The organism is Paenibacillus typhae (genome assembly GCF_900099765.1).
GTDB classification, from domain to species: Bacteria; Bacillota; Bacilli; order Paenibacillales; family Paenibacillaceae; genus Paenibacillus_AQ; species Paenibacillus_AQ typhae.
The window spans coordinates 197,739-221,019 of record NZ_FNDX01000001.1; the positions used below are offsets into that span (position 1 = coordinate 197,739).

Consider the following 23,281-nt stretch of genomic DNA (forward strand, 5'->3'; position numbering starts at 1 on the left):
GTGGGGAAAACAGTGTTTTTATTTCCAGGGCAGGGATCTCAATTTGCGGGCATGGGCAAGCAGCTATATGACAAATACAGTATGGTATCAAAAATATATGAAGAAGCCTCTGATGCTTTGGGATATGACCTTGCTGCACTCAGCTTCGGTGCAGATGAGAACAAACTATCGAATACGGAATATACCCAACCTGCATTATTGACATTGAGTTACAGTATGTTTCGAGTGTATATGCAAGAGATAGGCAACGAGCCGGACTATATGGCTGGCCATAGTCTGGGTGAGTATACTGCACTAGCTTGCAGTGGAGCAATCCCTTTTGTTAAAGCGGTGACAATGGTTAGCCATCGTGGAAAAATCATGCAGAAAGCAGTGCCACATGGTGAAGGCTCCATGTTGGTTGTACGTGGAATTTCCTATTCTTACTTGAATCATCTCTGCAATCTAAGCGGAGTGATGGGCAAACGGGGAGCTGAGATTGCATGTTACAACTCTTCTGAACAATTTGTTGTGTCGGGAGATACAAATTCCATTAGCTGCATGGAACGGCAGATCAAGCAAGCGGGAGGAGAAAGTATTTCGTTAAGAGTAAGCGCCCCATTTCACTGTCATCTGATGAACAGAGCCGCGCTTGATTTGAATCAAGAGCTTAAAAAGCATACTTATCATTATTTACAATATCCGATTGTATCGAATGTAACCTCTAAACCATATAAAAGTGAAAATGATATCATCCCGTTATTAACGAAACAAATGACCAGTACAATTAAATGGTATGATTCAATGTTATTTTTGCTTGCTCAAGGTGTAGATCAATTTATTGAACTGGGTCCAGGACAAGTTCTTGGACGTCTTATGAAACAAATATCTAAACAATCGCCTGCTTATTTAATTGAGCATATAGACAATTACAAGCCCAAAGAACCGGAAGAAAGTGAAAAGTTGCAGGTCTACGTGCAAATCATAGATGCATGCTTGGCCAATGCAGTTAGCACTGAGAATATTAATCTGGATGATGATTATACGAACTTTGTTTTCCCCCCATACGAAAAACTGAAAAGGATGAAAGATGAAGCTGATAAAGAAACAGGCAGCAACCTCAGGCAACGGGGTATTGAGTCGATAGAATTATTGAAGGCCATTCTGTTTTTTAAAAAAGTTAATGTTCTTGAGGTCGAGTCCAGGTTAGCCCCGATTCAAAGGTCTCTCTCTCAATTATAAAGGGGTGTTGAAATGTCAAAGAAATTCTCGTTTTTAGCAAATGCAACTAATTATGAGTACACGAAGCAAGACAGAGAACATATGGTGAATACTGGAAGTAGAGATATAGCGATTATCGGATTATCATCCAGATTTCCGTTCGCAGATAACTATACAGAATTCTGGGATGTGTTGTCTGCCGACGCGAGTTGTATTCGTACTTTTCCGGCCGTAAGAAAACAAGATGCTGAAAACTATTTGAAGTCTATTCGTCCTACTGAACACAGTTTTGATTTTATTGAGGGAGCCTATTTAGATCAAGTAGATCAATTTGATTATTCGTTTTTCCGTATAACACCTATAGAAGCTAATATGATGAATCCTAACCAGCGTATTTTTTTAGAGACAGCATGGGAATGTCTGGAGGACGCAGGGTATGGCGGCGATAAAATCAAAGGAACTAACACTGGAGTTTATGTTGGTTACATGGCAGATTCTGAAGGGAGCCAATACCGGCTAATGGCTTCAGATACGAATAAACAACATTATGCAGCGGGAGTTACTGGTAATTTGGCTTCAATTATTCCAAGCAGAATTTCTTATTTGCTTGACTTAAAGGGGCCAAGCCTGCTGGTCGATACCGCCTGCTCTTCATCATTGGTTGCAATTCATCTTGCATGCAGTGCCATTAGAAGTGGTGAGTGCAGTATGGCATTGGCTGGGGGAGTAAGGACTGTATTGCTTCCTCTTAATGTTCAGGAGAAGATTGGCATTGAATCTATGGACGGGCGGACAAGAGCTTTTGATGATCTTGCAGACGGGACAGGTATAGGTGAAGGGGCAGCGGCAATATTACTCAAGCCATTGGATGAAGCCCTGAAAGATCGCGATCATATATACGCCGTTGTTAAGGGGACAGCTGTAAATCAAGATGGCGCTTCTATTGGTATTACTGCTCCGAATGTAGTGGCTCAGACTGAAGTTATTGTGAAAGCTTGGAGAGATGCAGGGATCGAACCCGAGACAATTTCTTATATTGAATCGCATGGGACGGGGACAAACTTAGGAGATCCTATCGAAATCAATGGAATTCATGCAGCCTTTCAAAAATTTACGGATCGTAAGCAGTTTTGCGGAATTGGTTCGTTGAAATCCAACATTGGTCATTTGTACGATTGTGCAGGGATCGCAGGTATGTTGAAGTTGGTACTGTCCCTGCAACACAGGGAAATCCCGGCAAGCATTCATTTTACCACGCCGAATCGAAAAATTGATTTCTTGAATTCCCCGATATATCTCGTAAATCGTAAGAAAAAATGGGAAAAGAACTTTCCCTTACGAGCGGGAATAAGCTCCTTTGGTTTCAGTGGAACCAATTGTCACATTGTAGTTGAAGAAGCCCCTCGTCTTCAAGGATCCCCAACAGTGGAAGGAGCATCACCTGAAGTGTTTACCCTCACCGCTAATTCCAAGAGAACATTGATCCGATACATAGATCGCTATTATCAGTTTTTAACAGATCACGAGGATATTGATCTTAAGAACTTATGTTATTCAGCTAATACAGGAAGGTCCATTCATTCCTTTCGTATAGCAATGATAGTTGAAAGTATCGCTGAACTAAAGGAATATTTAAATCGTTTGATAGGAGGAGTGTTAGACGATTATCGTGATGGAAAAGGACCCATTTTTTATGGAGATAAGGAGACTAAGAAGAGCACTAATACAGATATTTCAGATCATCTTGTGAAATTAGCACAAGCTTATACTGAAGGAGAAAATATCAGATGGCTTGGTCTCTACAATAAGAAGCATCGCTATACTATTCCTCTACCTACATATCCTTTTGAGAGAGAGAGATGCTGGATTAGTATTCCTGATTCTGATGATTCTGTATCAAAGGCTGTAGGAGGTTTTTCCCTTGAAGGAAAAGCGAATTCCGAGATGTATTCGGAAACAGAATATCTTTTAGGAAAAATCTGGTCTGAAGAGCTCGGTTATACCAGCATTAACATTCATAGTTCTTTATATGAAATGGGGGGGGACTCGATCCTTGCCACCAAAATTGTAAATAGATACAACCAGATTTGCTCATCTACAATAACTATTGCCGATGTCTTGAAGTGGCAGACAATTAGCGAACTTGCGCATGTTATAGAACACAGAGAATACTTTGGAGTAGGGAATCAAAGTATATATATAATTGAAGCTCTACCTCCACAGCCGTATTATCCGATCTCGTCAGCTCAAAAAAGAATCTATATTCTGCAGCAAATGATTGGTAAAGAGATAAGTTATAATATGCCATTTGCTATCAAAGTAGAGGGGCTTGTAGATTACAGTAGGCTTGAAGAGGCTATAGTACAACTCATTCACAGGCATGAGGCATTCAGAACATCCTTTCACGACGTTGACGGAGAGATTGTACAGAGAATCTCCGATCAAATTCACTTTACTTTACATCATCAGCATTCTACCCTAGAGCAACTACCCAACCACATCCGGAATTTCATTATACCGTTTAGTTTGAATCAAGGCCCGTTAATACGTGCCAACTTGTTTTGTCTGCACGCCGGGAACCATGTTTTGTTGATTGATATGCATCATATCATTTCGGATGGCACATCACTGTCAATTTTGCTTCAGGATTTTGTTCAATTGTATAACAAGGCAGAAATAAACGCCTTACCTATTCAATATAAAGACTATGCCGGCTGGCATAACCGTTTCCTTCAATCAAAAGAATTAGAAGAGATGCGTCAATACTGGCTCGATCAATTCAGTGGAAGAATTCCGACGCTCTATGTTCCTACAGATTACCCGCGCCCAACCCTAAAAAACAGTGAGGGCAACATCTTTGAGTTTTATGCAGATGAATCATTATTCGGTGCTATTAACAAACTATGCCTGGAAACGCAATCCACCTTGTTTATGATCCTACTCTCAGCATATTATTTGTTACTGTTTAAATATTCAGGACAGGAAGATTTAATTGTAGGCACTCCGATCTCAGGAAGAAGGAGTGCGGATACAGAGAAGATGGTCGGGATGTTTGTTAATATGCTTGCTCTGCGAAATTATCCAAATAACCACAAATCGATCAAAGGCTTTATTGAAGAAGTGAAAGAGAACGCACTAAGTGGATTTCAAAATCAGGATTTTCAGTTTGAAGACTTGATTGACCAATTGGGGATGCCTAGAAGTGTTAATCGACATCCATTGTTTGATGTCGTCTTTGCGCTGCAGGACGGAAGAATGTCTTCGCTTCAATGCGGGGAGCTTCAATTGAGTTCCTATAGCATTAACTCAAACTCGAAATTTGATTTTACGCTGCAGGCTTTTCCGAGAAAAACGGATATTTTATTTACTTTTGAGTACAGTACACAACTGTTCCAAGAAGAGACAATGAGGAACATGGCACATCATTATTTGTTGGTATTAATCCAAATGACTCAAGATCGTAATCAACTTATTAAAGAGCTTGAATTAAAAAGAGCAGATGCAACCAATTCGGCAAAGCTCTTTCAGGAAATGGATTTTGATTTCTAAATTGAACTAATAAGATTGGGGCGATTATATTGGTTAATCAATCATTAACTGGCTATAAGGGCATAGACCAGCAAGATAAGGATGAACTGCATTACTGGTCAACAATTCTTGAAGAAGATATGCAAATGAGCGGCTTTGCTGCATCTGCAACAGCTGTTCAATTTAATGAGTGTGTCTCAGATCAGCAGTGCTATAACCATATTATAGATGTGCCTCTGGCTCAACGGATGATATCCCAGTGCAGAGGAAATAAGAATGCATTGTTTCTGTTTATGTTGTCTTCGCTAAATTTGTTATTGAGCAAATATAACTGTAATTCAGATATTCTGGTGGGTATACCACCACTTAATAATGGTGGTAAACTATCACAAGTTTCATCCGCGAAGCTTCTACCAATTCGGACTCAAGTGAATTGGACGGTATGCTATAAACATTATTTAGCCAGCGTTAAACAGATTGTCTCGGAAGCTTATTTGCATCAAAATCTTGCGTATGCTGAATATCTCAATAATACCTCTGGTAATTCTGCGGATACATTTAAAACAATTGTTATGTTTGAGGGGATTCATCCCTCTGTAGCATTAGAGAATTTGGGACCCGAAATCTTATTTAAAATGCATGAAGAAGCTGGAATGATCACATTATCTGTATATTTTAACAACAAATATCATATTATTGAAACGGTTCAGCAATATGTTAAGCACCTGACCCAATTATTGAATTGGCTAACCTTGCATCCGGATGAAACCATGGAGCAAATTGACTTATTAACTACAGCAGAGCAAGATAATTTATTACAAATGTACAGTGGCTTTGCTGAAAGTACAGCTTCAAATCTGGGCTCAGTTGTAGAACATTTTGAGATAGCGGTAAGGCAGCACCCTACTTTAACGGCAGTCATTGACAATAACCAATCGCTGTCCTATGAAGCATTAAATGACCGGGCTAATCAATTGGCGCATTTCTTGCTTAAGCACAACATAGACGTAGAAGAACCCGTGGGCATTCTACTTCCCCAATCGGTGGAGCAGGCAGTTGCAATGTTAGGAGTGCTGAAGGCATCAGCCACTTTTGTCCCGCTAGACGTTGAAAATCCAGAAGAGCGTATTCGTACGATCATAAAGGATGCAGGAATCAAAATTTTGATCTCATCTAAAAAGTACATCAGAATATTGAATCGCCTTCAGTGGGAATGTCCAGAAATGAAAAGTTATATCTGTCTGGATAGTATTTACATTTATGATGAGGTGGAGAATGAAGCGAATAGCTTAATGGATGAGAATCTCTGGGAGTACATGGGGAGTGTTTCAGTAGACGATATCACAGGTGGAGGCTGGGTTAACAGCTATACAGGATTAAATTTTAGTCAAGAAGAGATGGATGAATATGGTGATAATGTACTGGCAAAGCTGCGGCCTTATTTGAATCGTAATCAGAAAGTGTTAGAGATAGGTTGCGCTTCAGGCATTACAATGTTTCGGATTGCACCTCTAGTCCTTGAATATTATGGAACAGATCTTTCTGGTGCTATTCTGGAGAAAAATCAATTGAAGATCGACCAGCAGGGAATTAAGAATATCCGTCTGGGTAAGATGCCCGCCCATGAAGTGGGTTTTATTCCAGGCAATTTCGATGTCATCATTATGAACAGTGTAGTACAGTGCTTTCATGGCCACAATTACTTTCGTCAAGTGTTGAGCAAAGCAATTGAAAAGATTCCGGAGCAGGGAATTATCTTCATAGGCGACATTATGGATTTAGACAGCAAGAGTGCCTTTACAGATTCCCTGCATCAGTATGCCAGCAAACTACAAACAGCGCAAAAGCAGGCTTTAAAACTAGAGTGGGAGGAAGAACTGTTTTTATCACGTGCATTCTTTGAGGATCTGCAATGTGAACTAGATAACATTGAAAGCATCGAGTTCACAGGGAAACAGGGAAATATTACTAATGAGTTAACCGAATATAGATATGATGTTTTATTGGTTATCAATAAATTGAAAAAGAACAATAGAGTTCCACAAAAGAAGAAAAATAAATACCAGTTCAGTCGGAGTGATTTGAATTCAATCATTACGCTGAATAATCCAGATCGCAAGCCAGGCCCTGATAACCTTGCATATATTATTTATACATCGGGGACCACCGGAACGCCTAAAGGTGTCATGATTGAGCATCGTGGGCTTGTTCATTTATGTGAATGGCATAATCAACGTTTTCAAGTCACTTCAAATGATAAAGCAACAAGATATGCGGGATTTGGATTTGATGCCTCCGTATGGGAGTTATTTCCTTACTTACTGAAAGGCGCTGCAGTTTACTATATTGACAATTTCCTTAAGCTGGATATGCTGAAGCTGAATAGATATTTTGAGGAGAAGCAGATTACAATCAGTTTTTTACCTACGCAAGTCTGTGAGCAATTTATGGAGTTCGACAATCAGTCATTAAGATATTTATTGACGGGCGGGGACTCCCTTAGAATTATTAAACCTACTTCATATAAAATTGTGAACAATTATGGTCCCACGGAGAATACGGTAGTAACCACAAGCGGGCAGTTAAATATAAATAATACAGTCATTCCTATAGGTATGCCGATTGCTAATGTTGCTGTATACATTATGGATGCTTATGGTCATTTACAGCCAATTGGAGCTTCAGGAGAGTTATTCATCGCAGGTCCGGGGCTTTCAAGAGGCTATCTGAAAAGAGACAAGTTGACAACCGATAAATTTATCGCTAATCCATTTGTACAAGGAACGCTAATGTTTAAAAGTGGTGACCTGGGAAGATGGCTCCCGGATGGGGAAATTGAATTTCTTGGACGAGCTGATCAACAAGTTAAAATAAGAGGATATCGAATTGAGCTTGGCGAGATTGATAATAAACTTCTTAAACTGCCATACATAAAGGAATCTGTTGTGATTGATCGTTTGGAAGAGGGCGGAGACCGTTACTTATGTGCGTATTATGTAGCCAATAATTCAAGTGTTGATGTAGCTGATATTAGAAAAGAGTTGTCAAAAGAGTTGCCGGAATATATGATTCCTGCATATTTCGTAGAACTAAAGGCAATGCCTCTCACCTCGAATGGGAAGGTGAACCGTAAGGTACTTCCAGAGCCAGAAGAAAGACTGCTTACCAAACTGAGAAATTATAGGGCACCGATGAATGAAATTGAAATTGCTGTATGCGAGATTTGGCAGGATGTATTGGCGGTTAACAAAATCGGGGTAACAGATAACTTTTTTGAAGTAGGAGGTAATTCGCTTAAAGCAGTCCGGGTCATTTCAAAGTTATCTGAACAGTTTGAAGTTGGAATCAATCAGCTATTCCAATATCCAACAGTTGAGACGTTAGCAACTCAAATTCATTTTAAAGGTATCTCATTAGAACAAAAAATAGAGCAAGCCAAGCAATGGATATCGCGTTCTCATAATCGTGCTGAACAGGCTGAGGAAATAGATGATAAAATGAAGCGGTACTCTAAAAGTTACAATGATGAATTGTATTTAGTAGGTGAGCAGAGAGATTATAAACTTCCGAAACAAATTCTGCTTACGGGTGCTTCAGGGTATTTGGGGATTCATTTATTGTATGAAATATTAGTCACCTCACAGGATCATATTTATATTCTAAAGCGGGGCTTAAATGAAAGAGACGCCGTAAATACATTAATACGCAAAATAGAATTCTATTTTGGTGCCAGCGTTTACGAAGAACACAAACATCGGATTCATGTAATTTGCGGAGACTTAACGAAAGTACAATTTGGTGTGGATTCAATGTGTTATTACCAGTTGATCAACCAAATAGACACGGTCTTACATGCAGCGGCAAATGTTAAGCATTATGGAGCACTTGATGACTTTTATAAGGTGAATGTGACAGGAACTGAGCATATCATTGATTTCGCCCTTTCGGGGCGGGAAAAGTGCTTGCACTTTATCTCAACCGTGGGTATAGCCAGTGGAACGGTCAATAATCAACCTCACATCTTGTTTACTGAGGATGATTGCAACGTAGGTCAACAAATAGATAATTTCTACACTCAAACCAAGCTTGAAGCAGAATTGATGGTGCTTAGAGCCTGTAGAGAGGGATTAACCGCAAAAATCTATAGAGTCGGGAACTTAGTGTGTCATTCAGAGTCAGGAAAGTTTCAAGAGAATATTGAAGAAAATGGTTTTTACAAAACTCTGAAATCTTTTATCCGGTTGAGGAAAATGCCTGAACAAAGCCCACATCATATCGATTTTACGTTTGTGAATTCTGCTAGCAAGGCTATTTTACTTCTTATGGGAGTCCACGGCAATAAACAGGCGATTTATCATGTTTATAATCATAAGTTCATCAGCTTACTGCAACTAAACCAAATGTTTAATGAAAGTGGATTAGGTGTTGAGGCTATTTCTCCACCAGCTTTTCTCGATTTTTTGTATAGCAAACGCAATGAGACGTATGCTGAGGAATACGTCGAGAATATCCTGTTGCACTCCAGAATTTTAAATACTGATGAGACCTTCTTTACTATGATTTCAGAAAAAACAGTTAGCCTATTGCAAAAGTTGAAATTTGAATGGCCGGCGGTGAGTGAAGAACATATCCGGAAAATGACTGATTACTGTAAAGAAGTGAATTTTATATAAGGAGTGATCTTTAATTGAATAATAATGACGTTATTGAAAATCTCCTCACAGGGGAACGATTGACAGTTATTGAATCTGCGGGAAATGGAAGTGATGATTTCATTTATGAATATGCTTGTCTGCCCCGGACACCTACTGCACCAGAACATCTTCATCCAATAGCGGAGGAATCTTTTGAAGTAGTTCAAGGTGTAATGACTTGCCGAATCAACGGCATCGAACGAACGTTTACTGCAGGAGAAAAAGCGATCATTCCACCCGGTACTCCACATACAGGGTGGAACAGTGGAACTGGTGAATTAATTCTGAGAGCCAAGATTTCACCAGGCATGAATTTTGAGCAGTACTACCGGACAATTTTTTACTTATCCAAACAGAATAAAACCAATGAGCACGGTGTTCCTGGACTGTTGCATCTTGCAGCTATAAGCTTTAATATGAAAAATCAAACCTTTTATCCAAAATACATTTTTCTACAGAAGCTGTACATCAATCTTGCGGGACCTGTTGGAAATTGGCTTGGTTATAAAGCCGATTATAAATAAATGAGATGTTTCTTTTCGACATCAAAGGAGGGGATTTTTGAGCAGTAGTAGAATCTGAAGGTGTTACTCTCGAATCATGCGAGAATAAATTCCATAGCTACAAAAAAGACGTTCCATTGGAGCGTCTTTTCTAAGTGGCATAAAACTCTTTCTTATCCTATTTTGACAAGTGAGATCTATATTCCATTTAACAGTGGTTCTCGCTAACAATTACTATTAATCTTAGCGAAATATTGATTTAATTCTTCCCATTCCAGTAGCCTTATTTGTTTTGGGAAATTCGGGTTTTGACTACAAACGGATAGGGCATATTCGTTATTGAGATTGTATTGCATAAGATTCCACATGAAAAAATCACTTTTAGATTTTTGTAAAATAACTGGCTTTCCATTGGAGAAGTCTATAGCAAAAGAATTTAAGGGGATAGACAATCCTTTACCAATTGCTTTCACATAGCTTTCTTTTAGCGTCCATATTTGGTAAAAAAGCTTGATTTGCTCTTGCTTGTTATTTCTCATTTGGATCACATTTAACTCAGAAGAAGCAAAAAAACTCTTTGAAATCTCCAAATCAATGGGGACTATTTTTTCAATGTCGATCCCGACTGGGGAATTATCAAAAGCTGCAACCACCCAATCTCCAGAATGGGAAATATTGAAATGATGCTCAGGATAATTAGCAAAGACAGGTTTTCCATAGCTATTTACTTCTCGCATTATACTTTTCCGGGGGAAATTCCAATAATAATAGGAAAAGATCTGTAGTAGCATTTCTCCACAAAGTGATCTTAATTTATCTTCATAACGATGAAACTTATGAATTTTCTGCCGGATATTAGGATCTATTCCTTTAAGAATTTCCTTAAAATTTTTAGTTGATTCCTGTTCCTCATGAAATTTCAAACGTACTGCTAATATTTCCATAAAAGATACCTTTCAAAATAGTTTATTTATATCAATTTATATATTCCTCGTAAAAGTCTGTTTTCCTTTGAGATACTTCATTAATATAGAGTTCTTATTGATTTATAAATACTAGGCAATAAAAATATGGATGTTCGTACAATCTTGACCGGAAAGAAGAGGAAAAAAAGTTAATGGAATTTCGTTGGTGTGTAGAGTTATGTGATGAATGAAAAGAACATAAACATAAATTATGAATTGTTATGATTAAGGGAGGAGGAGGGAATGTGAAAAGAGTGTTTTCTAGAAAAAGCACAACCTTTTTCATTATTGGATTTGTTGTATTTTTTTTCATCCCCTTGGTAGTTAGTATTAGTTATGGCAACATTCCGTTCCATAAAGATTTTCTTGGTTATCAAATAAAAGGGACCTTGCCTTCATCAGTTCCTTTGCTCGGAATTCCGACTGGTAATACAACATCTCCGAATTCAATCTTACCATCGACTGCTACGAGCGTAGATCCTTCTAAATACTATTTAAAAAAAGAAAAGTCTTTCTTGCATGTGCAAAGGGATGTAGGGGTGCTTATTTTAGTAGCGATTCTGTCAATCTTATTAGACCGTAAATTTGGGAAATGGGTTAAGTATGGAGGACGAAGGAGATGATAAAAGACTCGATCCTCCTGAATTTACCAGGTGAGGTAGCCTGTTTAAGTAAGAAGGGGCTTTTTTTATCTATATTACAGAGTAAAACTATCAATGATGTTCTTCAAACCCCCTTACAAAAAGCACCTTCCGAATGTTTTAGTGATCGTATGTCCGTTCACTTCATCATGCGTGAGGTGTTTTTTTGACGTTGAAATTAACGAATACTCATTAATGAAGTCTATATTTGACAGGTACACAGTACATTTAATACACTACATAATGTAGTATATTAAATGTACTGTTATGAATAATTAGAAAGTATAGGGGAGTGGCATGACGTTTTGAATAAAAAATGGAGTGTTTATTTTAAAAGATTATTGTGGATTTCTGTATTTTTGGGTGTAGTCGCAGCAATGCCGCTGGGGTACTCAAGATGGATGATGGAGAAAACCTCCAAGCAAGTAGAATTTATATTTGATTTTCGCGATTTGCTGCAGATTGCCTCATACCAGTCTAATCCAGAGACGTTTGTAAAGCTTCAACTTAAATCTATGAAAGAAGCTGGTATCACCACAATCTCTGTATACGAATCAACATTGAATGATTTGAAACTGGCAGGGAGGCTCAACATTTATAATGAATCACAAGCTGCTTTATTGCAGCAAAAGATACCTATATTAAATAGGAACTTTACATATGTTCTTTTTACCAGTGAAAAAGAAGAAGACGTACTAAGTCCAATTATTAAAAAAAGATTTAACAAAGACAATATTAAGGTAAGCAACTGGTCCTTCAGTAATCGTTCCGGATTAATAATAGAAACGTCCAGTGAAAATGCTCTGATTAAAAACATGGAACCAGACCCGCTCGCATTACAGCTCATTCATGATGAAGGATTTCGAATCATACCCCGAATATCAGACCAAGACCGTCCCTTTGACCAAGAGGCCACGGAGAGAATGCTAGTTGATTTTCAAAAGCTAGGAGTAAAACGAATTCTTTTTGATGGAAGTGCTGTAAAAGGCTTTGGTGATCAGGCTGAGAAGAAATCACTAAACTCATTTGGGGATTTATTGAACAAATACAACATTGGACTAGCTGCCATTGAGAATCTGAAAACTCCGCAATCAGGATTTGAAACACTTGCTAATGTAGTAGATTATGACGTAGTTCGCTTATACTCACTGTCAGAAAATGATGCTGCAGCCTTAAAGACGGATGTAATCGCAGAGAGGTTCCTGCTTGCTGCAAAAGACCGGAATATTAGAATGTTCTACCTGAACGGTTCAGTAATGCGAAGCACGGATAAATCTGAAATTACAAATTCATTGGATAATGTTTATAGAGCAATTGGTTCCCCTAATGGAGCTATAGATAAAATAGAATCTGTGGGCTTTTCGATTGGTGAGGCAAGTGCATTTGAAAGATCGGGTATTCCTGAGAGCAAATTACTTAAAGCAGTTATAGCTTTGGGGGCAGTGGCGATTATTACATTGCTGGTAGCGGCTTTTTTTCCTAAGTTACTATTGCCGGCCTTTTTACTCGTGCTTTTTGGTAGTGTTACGCTTTATTGTGTTTCTCCTGCATTCGCCATGCAAGGTTTGGCACTTGGCACAGGAATAAGTACTTCAACCATGGCAATGATCTGGTCAATCAAACGGATTGATAAATACTTAAGGAAACAAAGGAAGTCACCTGAAGGTTTTAGCGTAAAAAAACGTATTGAAATATCTGTTTTTTTATTGATTTCAACAACTATGATTACTGGACTTTCGGCTCCTTATTTAATTGGCCTGCTGAGCGATATTACATATAATTTACGTCTCGAACAGTTTAGAGGAGTAAGTCTGCTCCATTTAGCTCCCATTCTACTCGTCTCGCTGTATACGGTTGTATTTTCAAGGCGGTCTTCGATAGTGAATTTCAAAAAGCTGCTGCAATCGCAAATTACAGTTGTATGGATTCTAGCGCTATTAGTCATTGGAGCAGTGGGATACTATTATTTGTCCCGGACCGGAAATAGTGGGACAGTCTCTTCACTCGAAATCATATTGCGAGGAAAGATAGAACAGTTTTTTGGCGTTCGCCCAAGAACCAAAGAGTTTCTAATAGCACATCCCTTATTACTCTTGGGATTCTTTTTAAGTACTAGGTACAGGGATGCTCGAGTGCTAATCATTATAGGTACAATAGGACAGCTTTCAATTATTGATACGGTTGCTCACTTACATACACCGCTGTATATTTCTAGCGTGCGTATTTTACTGGGTCTTGGCCTGGGACTAATCATCGGATTATTGCTTATCGTTATTTGGCAATTGCTGGAGGGCCGAATAGTAAGGGGCTATAATAAATGGTTTGGGATGAAAGAATGAAGAAAACTCAAAAAATCAGATGAAACCAGACAGCACTCCATTTCTGAAAAAATGTTCACTTAATTGTCGTATAAAAAAGTTATTTCCTTGAACAGTAACTTCAAATTTTAAAGATAGGGTGCGAATTAGTTTATAATGATTAAAATTTAATTGAATAAATGAGCAAGTATTCATGTTATGGAGGTGTTGTTTAGTTTGGCTATTGACACAGTACTATGGAGTAGATTATTGACAGGACTAACTTTAACATTTCACGTTATCTTTGCCACCGTTGGAGTCGGTATTCCGTTAATGATATCGATTGCGGAATTTATAGGTATACGAAAACGCGATAAGCATTACTCTTTGATGGCAAAAAGATGGACTAGAGGATTTATAATTTCCGTCGCTGTTGGAGTAGTGACCGGAACAGCAATTGCATTGCAGCTAGCGATTGTTTGGCCTAACTTTATGCAAATGGCAGGCAACGTTATTGCGCTTCCCTTGTTTATGGAGGTATTCGCATTTTTCTTTGAAGCGATTTTCCTAGGAATTTATTTGTACACATGGGACCGTTTCCGTAATCCCTATATCCACTGGCTGCTTACGCTACCTATCGTTGCTGGGGCTACCATGTCAGCATTCTTTATCACCACGGTGAATGGCTTCATGAACCAGCCTGAAGGATTTTTACTGGAAGCCGGCCAATTTACAGCAGTAAATCCGCTTCAGGCAATGTTCAATACAGCAACTCCATCCAAAGTGTTTCATGTCCTGTCATCGGCCTATTTAACCGGCGCAGCATTGCTGGCTGGAATTGCTGCTTTCTCGATTTTAAAGAAAGGGCCTACAGTTTATGCAAAAAAAGCTTTAAAGCTGATGATGTCTGTCGTACTAATATTCAGCATTTTGACAGCGCTCGCCGGGGACATCTCTGCTAAGTTTCTGGCCGAGCATCAGCCGGAGAAGCTGGCTGCAGCCGAATGGCATTTTGAAACTGAAAAAGGAGCTGACCTGATCTTACTTGGATGGCTGAACGCCGAAAGAGAAGTCGTTGGGGCACTCCGCATTCCAAAAGCACTTAGCTTTCTTGCCTTCGGTGATTTCAATTCCGAGGTTACAGGATTGGATGAGTTTCCACTCGATGAGCAACCACCGCTGATCGTACATTATTTATTTGATCTCATGGCTGGAACAGGGTTTATGTTGCTTGCCATTTCAGTTCTATATTTCGTATTTGTATTTTGGAAAAAAAGGGACGAATTCAACCGTTGGCTGCTCCGAGGCATAGTACTAACTACACCTTTGGCTTTCTTGGGAGTTGAATTGGGCTGGTTTTATGCTGAAATTGGACGTCAGCCTTGGATGATCCGTGGTTACATGCGCGTAGAAGAAGCGGCGACATCTTCGCCTAGTGTACGGATTCTGTTTTTCGTATTTCTGTTACTCTATATTGTACTGGGGACATTGTGCGTTTTGGTGTTGCGACGTCTATTCCGCAATCGTTCAGTCGAAGCAGAACTGGAAAAAGCAGCTAAAGCAAAACAAGTGCGCCTGGAAGAAAAAGGTGAACCCGTATGATTAATTATGAATTAGTTGGAATTTCAGTATTATGGTTGTTTTTGTATGGTTATCTAATCGTAGCTTCCATTGACTTTGGTGCTGGATTTTTCGCATTTTATGCTAAGGCAACAAAGCAGGACCATTTGATTAACCGCTTGATCTCCCGGTATTTATCACCGGTCTGGGAGATTACAAATGTCTTTTTCGTCTTTTTTCTCATCGGCATTATCGGGTTCTTTCCGAGTACGGCCTATTACTATGGCTCTTCCCTAATTGTACCTGGAAGTATTGCCGTAGTACTTCTGGCGATTCGCGGTTCTTTCTATGCTTTTGAGAACTACGGCTCCAAAAAAAGTCTCATATACCTGTTCCTATATGGTGCAACAGGTCTGCTCATTCCAGCCTCTTTGTCCGTTGCGCTAACAGTTTCTGAAGGTGGCTTCATTATAGAGAATGGCGGAGTGGTTTCCCTAAAATACTGGACTCTTCTAACAAGTCCCTTGTCATGGAGCATTGTTGGACTGTCTGTTGTTTCAGTACTGTTTATCAGTGGTGCTTTTCTATCTTTCTACGCAGCACGGGCAAACGATCAACCGGCTTTGAAACTCCTTCGTACGTTCGCTCTGTTTTGGAGTACGCCGACAATCATCGCCGCCTTTACTGCAATTATTTACTTAAGTGTGCATAATGAACGGCATTTCAATAACATGATGGATTTATGGTGGCTGTTAGCTCTTTCCGTAGGCTTTTTTCTTGTTGCTATATGGTTGCTCTATAAAGGGCAGCGTTACGGTCTGGCCTTCATGTGCATTATGCTGCAGTTTTTGTGTGCTTTCTTTGCTTATGGAATTGGCCAATATCCGTACATCCTCGACCCGTACATCACCATTCAAGAGGGGGCTACACAAGAAGCAATGGGAATTGCGCTGGTTTCAGCATTTATTGGTGGTTTACTCCTGCTAATCCCGTCCCTAATTTTGGTGTTCCGTCTATTCCTTTTTGATGCTGATTATGTGAAAGGGAACAAATAAGATGGTCTTACATTCTGATGATGAAAGGAGGAGATGATGTATGAGCAGAAAAGCAGGATTACTATCAGAGCTAATGTCACTTCAAAGAAAGAGGATGCTTCTCTTAACCGGGTTCTCTGTTATGCTCGGCGCCGCGGTCACCGGCCAAGCAGCGCTACTTGCAGAAAGTGTACAGCGTATTTTTGTTGAACGAGCTTCACTTGCCTCAGTGGCTTCTCTATTGTTCGCATTACTGGCAGTAATGGCCACCCGTGCCTTGATTTCTTATGGAAATGGCTATGTCGGACTGAAAATGGCGGAAAGTGCCAAAACGGAAATGCGTTCTCAGCTCCTGCGGGGGCTGAGTGACGCTTCACTGGCAGTGGCATTGGACGGGCAAACCGGCGGGAAAGTTAGCGTAGCGCTGGATGCGGTGGATGAAGCAGAAAGCTATTTTAGCCAATACATGCCTAGGATGATCGAAGGAAGCGTTATTCCCCTGATAATACTGGGGTTTGTATTCGGATTGCATGCAAATTCAGGATATATTATGTTGGCCTCAGCTCCGTTTATTCCTCTGTTTATGATATTGGCCGGGCTGAACACGAAGAAGAGGGCAGATGAGAAGTTTGATCAGTTAGCCCAATTTTCTGGAACGTTTCTTGACTCTCTGCAAGGTCTTGTTTCCTTAAAATTGTTCGGCAAAGCGGCACGGCAAGAGCGTGAAATTGAGCGCAACAGCTTAGCCTTTCGGGATGCCACTATGGGCATTTTGCAAATAGCCTTTACGAACACATTCATGCTTGAGATTGTGGTTATGCTTAGCATCGGTATTGTCGCAATTGAATTGGCACTTCAGTTGGTTATATTCAACTCTATTACCTTCCACCCCGCTTTTTTGGTGCTGCTGCTGGTGCCTGAATTCTATAATCTTTTAAAGAATACAGGAACGGCATTTCACAGCGGCCGAACCAGTATGGGGGCGATCAGGAAGGTAGAAAGGTTGTTGAAGGAAGCAGGTAACTCTGTTGATGAAACAAACTTAACAACTATACAGCTAGAAAGCGGCAAGCTTTCCATTGAGTTGAACAATATATCTTTTCATTATCGTCCAGATTCTTTCGAGCTTCAGACAGGTCAGCTTATTCTGCATCCCGGCGAAAAGATTGCAATTGTTGGTCCTAGCGGTTCCGGTAAAAGTACGTTGCTTCATATCGTATCCGGATTGCTCCAGCCATCGTCCGGACAAGTTCTGGTGAACGGCCAGCCGTTAAACCGGACCGACCTTGCTATTTGGTTCAATCAAATCAGCTATATTACACAGCATCCTTATATTTTTGCGGGTACGCTATATGATAATATAGCAATCGGCGTAAAGGACCATGCATCCAGGGCGGAAGTATTCCAGGCGGCAGAAGCAGCGGGCCTTGCGATGCTCGTAGCAGAGCTTGATCAAGGTTACGATACCATTGTAGGTGAAGGTGGCCGGGGTCTATCAGGAGGAGAGAAGCAGAGGCTGGCCTTAGCGCGCGCTTTTTTGAAACGTCCTTCGGTTATTTTGTTCGACGAGCCAACTGTCGGACTTGACTTGCATACTGAAAATATACTCCAGCAATCCATAACCGCGCTTACCAAGGATGCTACAGTGCTTACCGTAGCGCACCGTTTATACACGATTCGGCATGCGGACCGAATCTTATTCATGGAACATGGTAAATTGGCAGATGTCGGAAGACATGAAGAACTGCTTGCCCGGCTGCCTCAGTATGCCGAAATGGTCGATATTCAGCATAGAGGAGGATTATCATGAAAGAACTGGCGATTTTTACTCAGTTGATGATCCGGGAACGCAAAGATATTGCACTTTCCATTGTCGGTGGCTTTATCGCCGGCATTGCAGGGGTTGGGCTGTTCGGCGCAAGTGGATACCTCATCTCAAAAACTGTTTTCGCTCCCCCATTATATACACTTATCGTGCTTACCTCGCTCGTCAAAATCCTTGGTTTGGTAAGGGCGGCAAGTCGTTACGGAGAACGATTGTATTCGCACAGAGCTACGTTTTCCTTGCTTAGCAGGTTGAGAACAGCTTTTTTTGTCAAGCTGCTGCCTCTGGCGCCTGGAGTTTTAAGTAATAAGCGAAGTGGTGAGCTTCTTACACGCATTGTCGGAGATGTTGAGAGCTTACAGTTTTACTTTTTGCGAGTGGCGTATCCACCTGTCATGGTTATAATGGTATTTTTGGCTACTGTACTATTCACTTCGATCTATTCGGTTTGGATTGCGTTAGTGTTTGTATTGGGTATGCTGATAGCGACTTTTGTCATTCCGGCAATTGTGATGTCAGGCCAGCGGAAATTTCATGGCCTTGTCCGTCAACAGCGTGCAGCTTTTGCAAATAATGTTACTGAAATGCTGTATGGGTTCCGTGATATTAAAGTATATGGTTACTTGAAACCGTTGAAAGAAGAACTGGAACTTGCTTCCGCAGAGCTTGGCGCCAATCAGCGTGAAGATGCTGTGCGACTGCTCCGAGGACAATCGCTGCACATATTTCTCACCTTTCTGGTATCATGGAGCGTTCTTGTGCTCAGCGCCTATCTGATCGTGCAGGATTCGCTTGCAGGCGTATTTCTTGCCATGCTCGTAATGACATCGAATACAGCATTTGAAGAGGCTGCACCTATGGCTACGTTGCCAGCTTATAAACAAGACAGTGAATATGCCGCTGAGCGGCTGACCGAAACAGTGTTATCCGCAGAAGTGCCAAATAAGCAGAGCCTTAGAGAATTTCCAGGTAATACAGCGCTATCCATTAACTTGCGCGAAGTATCTTACCAGTATGAAGGTGACTGGAGACCGGTGCTTCGGGAGGTAACGTTTGCTCTGCCATCCGGTTCAAAAACAGCAATTGTAGGTCCAAGTGGATCAGGTAAAAGTACGCTGCTTGAGCTGCTGCTTAAATTAAGGAATCCGGTAAGCGGCGATATTTACATGAACGGTGTTTTAATCAGTCAACTGGATGAAGAGGACATTTGGCGTAATTCAAATGTTGTGCTGCAGCATAGTCATTTCTACCGGGGGACTATTCGAGATAACCTGTTGGCAGAGGAGGGGCGGTACACTGATGCGGAGCTGACAGCAGTACTGGTTAAAGTACAGCTTATAAATACCAGTTTGGATGATTCCGTCTTTGAAAGAGGAGAGAACTTATCGGATGGGGAGAAACAGCGCCTGGCTATGGCTAGAGCAATACTTCAGACGGGGCGGCTGTGGTTGCTGGATGAGCCTACCTCCTCATTGGACTACGTCACAGAGCGCCTTGTGCTTCTTCAACTGATGAATCGAGCGGTAGACGACACTCTGGTGCTGGTCAGTCACCGGCTGGCTGGCCTGGAAATAATGGATCAAATTGTTGTTATGGAACAGGGACGGGTTGTAGAGACAGGCACATTCACTGAATTAATGGAGCTACAAGGATACTTTTACAGAATGAAGCAAATTGAGTCTCAAGTTATTAGCAGTGCTGGTGATTAACATTGAATTATGAAAAGCCTGAGGTTATTACCACTAGAGATTAATCCAAATCCAACTCATATTGGAGATGCATATGAATAATAAGTGGAATAAAATGATTTATAGAATCTGGACTCCTTTTTATGACAAAGTATTTAATTCAGGTGTATTTCTAAAAGCAAGAAGTAAAGTATTCGAAGGATTATCCGTAACTCAAGGTCAACACGTTTTGTTTGTCGGGGTCGGCACAGGCGCCGATCTTGAGTATTTTAATACTTTAGGCGTTAAGATAACGGCAATAGATCTTTCACCATCTATGTTAGCATCAGCAAGGGCAAGAGTGAGCACCGAAATGGACATTAGATTTATTGAGATGGATGCGCAAAGTCTTGATTTTCCTGAGCAGACTTTTGATCTAGTCATAGCAAGCCTTATTCTCTCAGTTGTTCCTGACGCCAAACGTTGCATGGGTGAAATTTCTAGAGTAACCAAGGGTGAAGGGACTGTATTAATTTTTGATAAATTTGAAACTGTTAAGGGGAAACTCTCAATATCTAAAAAACTTTTACGTCCGCTTGTTTCATTATTGGGAACGGATATAGGACGGAGTTTCCAAGAAATCATACAACCTTTTAATGATCAGTTAAAAATACATCAAGACACTCCTGTTATGTTTAATGGAATGTACAGGAAAATCATATTGGAAAAAGTGAAGTAACTCCTAGATCAACGTTTATTAGTCAGTTGTTTGTGAGTAATTACAAGCAACCCATAAGTTGTCCACTAATCAAAGTGCTCAACTTATGGGTTGATAGATCCTCACGTTCACTTATTAGTGTTTTCCGTGCAGCCCCCAATGAGGTGCCTGAAAGTGCCCGTGATCTTCGTGTTTGTCGTAATGGCCAGGGATGCCTACCCAATGGAGTCCATGGGGAACTTCAAGTGTTGGTGGGAATCCTGTGGGATATACCTCGCCTTCTCCTGCTTTGATAAATCCGATGTGGGCTGTTTCATGTTCGCCAAGGTCAACATGGTTTCCATGGGCTACAAATTCATAGTGCTCCGGGATGTGAATATGCTGCCATTCGTGATTTGACATTTTATTTCATTCCTTCCAGCGAATTTTGATACAAAAAATATTGTCGGAAAAAACGACTCGTTTTATACAATAATCTAGAAATATGGAATAATTGAATGAAACATCGTTGACAAAGTGAAAAATAATATACTACAATGTGTAATGTGACAAAACGTTAATAAATTGGTTTCACAAACGTAAGATTTACCGCTATAACAATCTTTTAGCATTTAATATTAGCAATATTCATAAGGAGGAGCATATTTTTGAAAAGAATATTAATATCCTTATTGGGTGCAACGATCGCGTTTGGGGCTCTTGGTACAAGTACATATGCTAATGGTAATTCGATTGAGAGCGAGGTTAGTGAGGTGATCGGAACTCCATATAAATATGGAGGGACCACGACTGCTGGGTTCGATTGTTCTGGCTTCATTCTACATATTATGGACAATTATAAACTGGATTTACCGCGGACTTCTCAAACACAGGCTAAAACAGGTAGTTATGTCGAAAAAGAAGATTTGCGTGCGGGAGATCTCGTTTTCTTTAATACAAATGGCCGAGGCATTTCACATGCAGGTATCTACATAGGTGAGAATAAGTTTGCTCACTCTTCAACCAGTAAGGGAGTTACCATAAGCAGCTTATCCGAAGGGTATTACAAGGATAGATACGTAACTGCGCGCAGAGTCCTAAGCAATTCAATGTTTGAAAAAGTCACCAAAGAAATTCACAAATAATTTGCTGGAGGGTTGATTTATGCAAGTGAAAAAAATCAACTTAAATGAGGTTGGCCTTCATCGCTTTTTTGGTACTCTTGAAACCAAAATCATGGAGATCCTTTGGTTGAAAGGAAGGCTGACCATTAAACAAGTCCATGAGATCATTGACAATGAAAGTCCCATTGCTCTAAATACAGTTATGACTGTGATGGTTAGACTTTCAGATAAGGGACATCTGTTTAAAGACTCGAATGGAAAGGGAAGAAATAAGATCACTTATTTTTCCCCTACGCAGGATAAGGAGCAGTTTATTATTGAACAGACCAAAATGGTCACAGACGGCTTAGTAGAAGACTTTGGCTCCTTAATGGTAAGCCATCTGGTAGATAATTTGGATAAAGCCGACCCGGATTTGATTGATAGACTAATTCAGAAACTGGATATGATGAGAAATAAATCATGAAGCAGTTAACTTTGCGCTTACCTCTACAAACCAGATTTGCACTAATAGCTGTTGGGATTACATTTGCATTGGTTACTGGCATGCTTGGAATTAATATACTACATCAAATACAGGATGTGTCGTTAAACACTAATCTTTTCAAAGCATTTTTAGATGTAACTACAGATGTACTTACAAATCATTTTATTTGGGAACTTGTATTAAATGCATTACTTATATTTTCGGTAGCGATATTTTGTAAGAATGTAATTCGGCAAGTCAAGGAATACCGGAATTGGAATCAGTACGTAGATGCTTACAGTGATCTCAAAAAATCTAATCTTGTGATTACTAAATTTAAGCTGGAGAAGATACGTTTTATTATTTTGGATGAACCCCAAATGATAGCTATGACTGTTGGATTCTTTAGACCCAAGATTGTCCTCTCCTCTTTTGTTGTTGAACATTTTAATGAAAAGGAACTTGAGGCCATTATTTATCACGAGTTGTATCATTATAAATCACGTCATCCGTTACAATTACTTTTATTAAATGTGCTGGCTGAATGCTTCGCTTTTCTACCTGTATTAAAAGAATTAGTCAAGCACTATGAGGTTTGGATGGAACTGCTTGCAGATCGATATTCAATCAAGCGAATGGGAAGCGATGCTCCAATATCACATGTGCTGCTTGCAGTTATAAAAAGCGAAAAATTTGAAAGTCAAAATTTTAGTGTGCATTTTGCGAATGAAGCTATTAATTATCGTCTAAAGCAATTGATTGAACCCGATCATAGACTCAAGATTCCATTATTTAATTGGAAAGAGATGACGATATCTCTTTTTATGCTGCAGATCATGTTAATAATCGTTGTTTTCAGTTGCATGTAAGGTTGGATTAAGTTTTACTTGTGAATATTAAGACACTTTCTCGCATAAGGGAGTGTCTTTTATATTTTGTCGAATGGTTCTACCGGGACGCTATATTAGACAGTATTAGATCAAATTCATTAAACTACTTAATGTAGTATATTGTTAAACTGGATTTTATTAATGATAAATTTCTAGAGGAATAATCAATTTATGCTGCACTATATCTAGA

At 39.9% G+C, this 23,281-nt stretch carries 16 protein-coding genes; 14 read left to right on the forward strand and 2 right to left on the reverse strand.

The features are described 5' to 3' along the window. From fabD to BLR64_RS00820, 4 genes are read left to right on the forward strand one after another with little or no spacing between them, the layout of a single operon-like run. Nucleotides 1-1,221: an ACP S-malonyltransferase gene (fabD, locus tag BLR64_RS00805; RefSeq protein ID WP_090711240.1), complete on the forward strand. Its 1,221-nt coding sequence runs from the start codon at nucleotides 1-3 to the stop codon at nucleotides 1,219-1,221. A 12-nt stretch (nucleotides 1,222-1,233) separates the two neighbouring features. Then, complete coding sequence (locus tag BLR64_RS00810; RefSeq protein WP_090711242.1) at nucleotides 1,234-4,749, forward strand: condensation domain-containing protein; 3,516 nt, start codon at nucleotides 1,234-1,236, stop codon at nucleotides 4,747-4,749. 29 nt (nucleotides 4,750-4,778) lie between these two features. Continuing rightward, nucleotides 4,779-9,401, forward strand: coding sequence for an AMP-binding protein (locus BLR64_RS00815; protein ID WP_090711243.1), 4,623 nt, complete (start codon nucleotides 4,779-4,781; stop codon nucleotides 9,399-9,401). Between the two features lie 14 nt (nucleotides 9,402-9,415). Next, nucleotides 9,416-9,946, forward strand: a complete 531-nt coding sequence (locus BLR64_RS00820; RefSeq protein WP_090711245.1) for a cupin domain-containing protein — start codon at nucleotides 9,416-9,418, stop codon at nucleotides 9,944-9,946. Nucleotides 9,947-10,149: 203 nt separating this feature from the next. On the opposite strand, the gene BLR64_RS00825 is transcribed toward BLR64_RS00820, so the two are convergent. After that, entirely contained in the window at nucleotides 10,150-10,869 is a 720-nt protein-coding gene (locus tag BLR64_RS00825; RefSeq protein ID WP_090711247.1) for a 4'-phosphopantetheinyl transferase family protein, read from the reverse strand. Nucleotides 10,870-11,135: 266 nt separating this feature from the next. Between BLR64_RS00825 and BLR64_RS00830 the strand changes: the two genes are divergently transcribed. The 7 genes from BLR64_RS00830 (at nucleotide 11,136) to BLR64_RS00865 (ending at nucleotide 20,653) form a co-directional block, all read left to right on the forward strand. Beyond that, nucleotides 11,136-11,513: a hypothetical protein gene (locus BLR64_RS00830; RefSeq protein ID WP_090711249.1), complete on the forward strand. Its 378-nt coding sequence runs from the start codon at nucleotides 11,136-11,138 to the stop codon at nucleotides 11,511-11,513. Between the two features lie 323 nt (nucleotides 11,514-11,836). Then, the gene (locus tag BLR64_RS00840) at nucleotides 11,837-13,870 is read left to right on the forward strand and encodes a DUF5693 family protein (protein WP_090711253.1); all 2,034 of its coding nucleotides are present in this window, start codon (nucleotides 11,837-11,839) and stop codon (nucleotides 13,868-13,870) included. Between the two features lie 195 nt (nucleotides 13,871-14,065). Continuing rightward, nucleotides 14,066-15,430, forward strand: a complete 1,365-nt coding sequence (locus tag BLR64_RS00845) for a cytochrome ubiquinol oxidase subunit I (RefSeq protein ID WP_090711255.1) — start codon at nucleotides 14,066-14,068, stop codon at nucleotides 15,428-15,430. Continuing rightward, entirely contained in the window at nucleotides 15,427-16,443 is a 1,017-nt protein-coding gene (locus BLR64_RS00850) for a cytochrome d ubiquinol oxidase subunit II (protein ID WP_090711257.1), read from the forward strand. Before BLR64_RS00845 ends, BLR64_RS00850 begins: the two co-directional genes overlap by 4 nt. Nucleotides 16,444-16,483: 40 nt before the next feature. Continuing rightward, complete coding sequence (gene cydD, locus BLR64_RS00855) at nucleotides 16,484-18,232, forward strand: thiol reductant ABC exporter subunit CydD (RefSeq protein ID WP_090711258.1); 1,749 nt, start codon at nucleotides 16,484-16,486, stop codon at nucleotides 18,230-18,232. Then, nucleotides 18,229-19,956, forward strand: a complete 1,728-nt coding sequence (gene cydC, locus BLR64_RS00860; RefSeq protein ID WP_090711260.1) for a thiol reductant ABC exporter subunit CydC — start codon at nucleotides 18,229-18,231, stop codon at nucleotides 19,954-19,956. Before cydD ends, cydC begins: the two co-directional genes overlap by 4 nt. 73 nt (nucleotides 19,957-20,029) lie before the next feature. Beyond that, nucleotides 20,030-20,653 (forward strand): class I SAM-dependent methyltransferase, encoded by a 624-nt coding sequence (locus BLR64_RS00865; RefSeq protein ID WP_090711263.1) that lies wholly within the window; start codon nucleotides 20,030-20,032, stop codon nucleotides 20,651-20,653. A 114-nt stretch (nucleotides 20,654-20,767) separates the two neighbouring features. On the opposite strand, the gene BLR64_RS29930 is transcribed toward BLR64_RS00865, so the two are convergent. Continuing rightward, nucleotides 20,768-21,034 (reverse strand): hypothetical protein, encoded by a 267-nt coding sequence (locus tag BLR64_RS29930; protein ID WP_139171893.1) that lies wholly within the window; start codon nucleotides 21,032-21,034, stop codon nucleotides 20,768-20,770. Nucleotides 21,035-21,279: 245 nt separating this feature from the next. Here BLR64_RS29930 and BLR64_RS00875 point away from each other — a divergent pair, with 245 nt between their 5' ends. Genes BLR64_RS00875 through BLR64_RS00885 form a run of 3 tightly spaced genes read left to right on the forward strand, consistent with a single transcriptional unit; the run spans nucleotide 21,280 to nucleotide 23,070 of the window. After that, nucleotides 21,280-21,756 (forward strand): C40 family peptidase, encoded by a 477-nt coding sequence (locus BLR64_RS00875; RefSeq protein WP_090711267.1) that lies wholly within the window; start codon nucleotides 21,280-21,282, stop codon nucleotides 21,754-21,756. A 19-nt stretch (nucleotides 21,757-21,775) separates the two neighbouring features. Beyond that, a complete protein-coding gene (locus BLR64_RS00880) occupies nucleotides 21,776-22,201 on the forward strand; it encodes a BlaI/MecI/CopY family transcriptional regulator (RefSeq protein WP_090711269.1) in 426 nt (141 codons plus the stop codon). After that, complete coding sequence (locus BLR64_RS00885; RefSeq protein ID WP_090711271.1) at nucleotides 22,198-23,070, forward strand: M56 family metallopeptidase; 873 nt, start codon at nucleotides 22,198-22,200, stop codon at nucleotides 23,068-23,070. Before BLR64_RS00880 ends, BLR64_RS00885 begins: the two co-directional genes overlap by 4 nt. Nucleotides 23,071-23,281 lie beyond the last annotated feature (211 nt).

Coding starts and splice junctions, on each gene's coding strand:
- BLR64_RS00885 (WP_090711271.1), top strand. CDS start 22,198: ATGAAGCAGTTAACTTTGCGCTTACCTCTACAAACCAGATTTGCACTA.
- BLR64_RS00850 (WP_090711257.1), top strand. CDS start 15,427: ATGATTAATTATGAATTAGTTGGAATTTCAGTATTATGGTTGTTTTTG.
- BLR64_RS00810 (WP_090711242.1), top strand. CDS start 1,234: ATGTCAAAGAAATTCTCGTTTTTAGCAAATGCAACTAATTATGAGTAC.
- BLR64_RS00880 (WP_090711269.1), top strand. CDS start 21,776: ATGCAAGTGAAAAAAATCAACTTAAATGAGGTTGGCCTTCATCGCTTT.
- cydD (WP_090711258.1), top strand. CDS start 16,484: ATGAGCAGAAAAGCAGGATTACTATCAGAGCTAATGTCACTTCAAAGA.
- BLR64_RS00825 (WP_090711247.1), bottom strand. CDS start 10,869: ATGGAAATATTAGCAGTACGTTTGAAATTTCATGAGGAACAGGAATCA.
- cydC (WP_090711260.1), top strand. CDS start 18,229: ATGAAAGAACTGGCGATTTTTACTCAGTTGATGATCCGGGAACGCAAA.
- BLR64_RS29930 (WP_139171893.1), bottom strand. CDS start 21,034: ATGTCAAATCACGAATGGCAGCATATTCACATCCCGGAGCACTATGAA.
- BLR64_RS00865 (WP_090711263.1), top strand. CDS start 20,030: ATGAATAATAAGTGGAATAAAATGATTTATAGAATCTGGACTCCTTTT.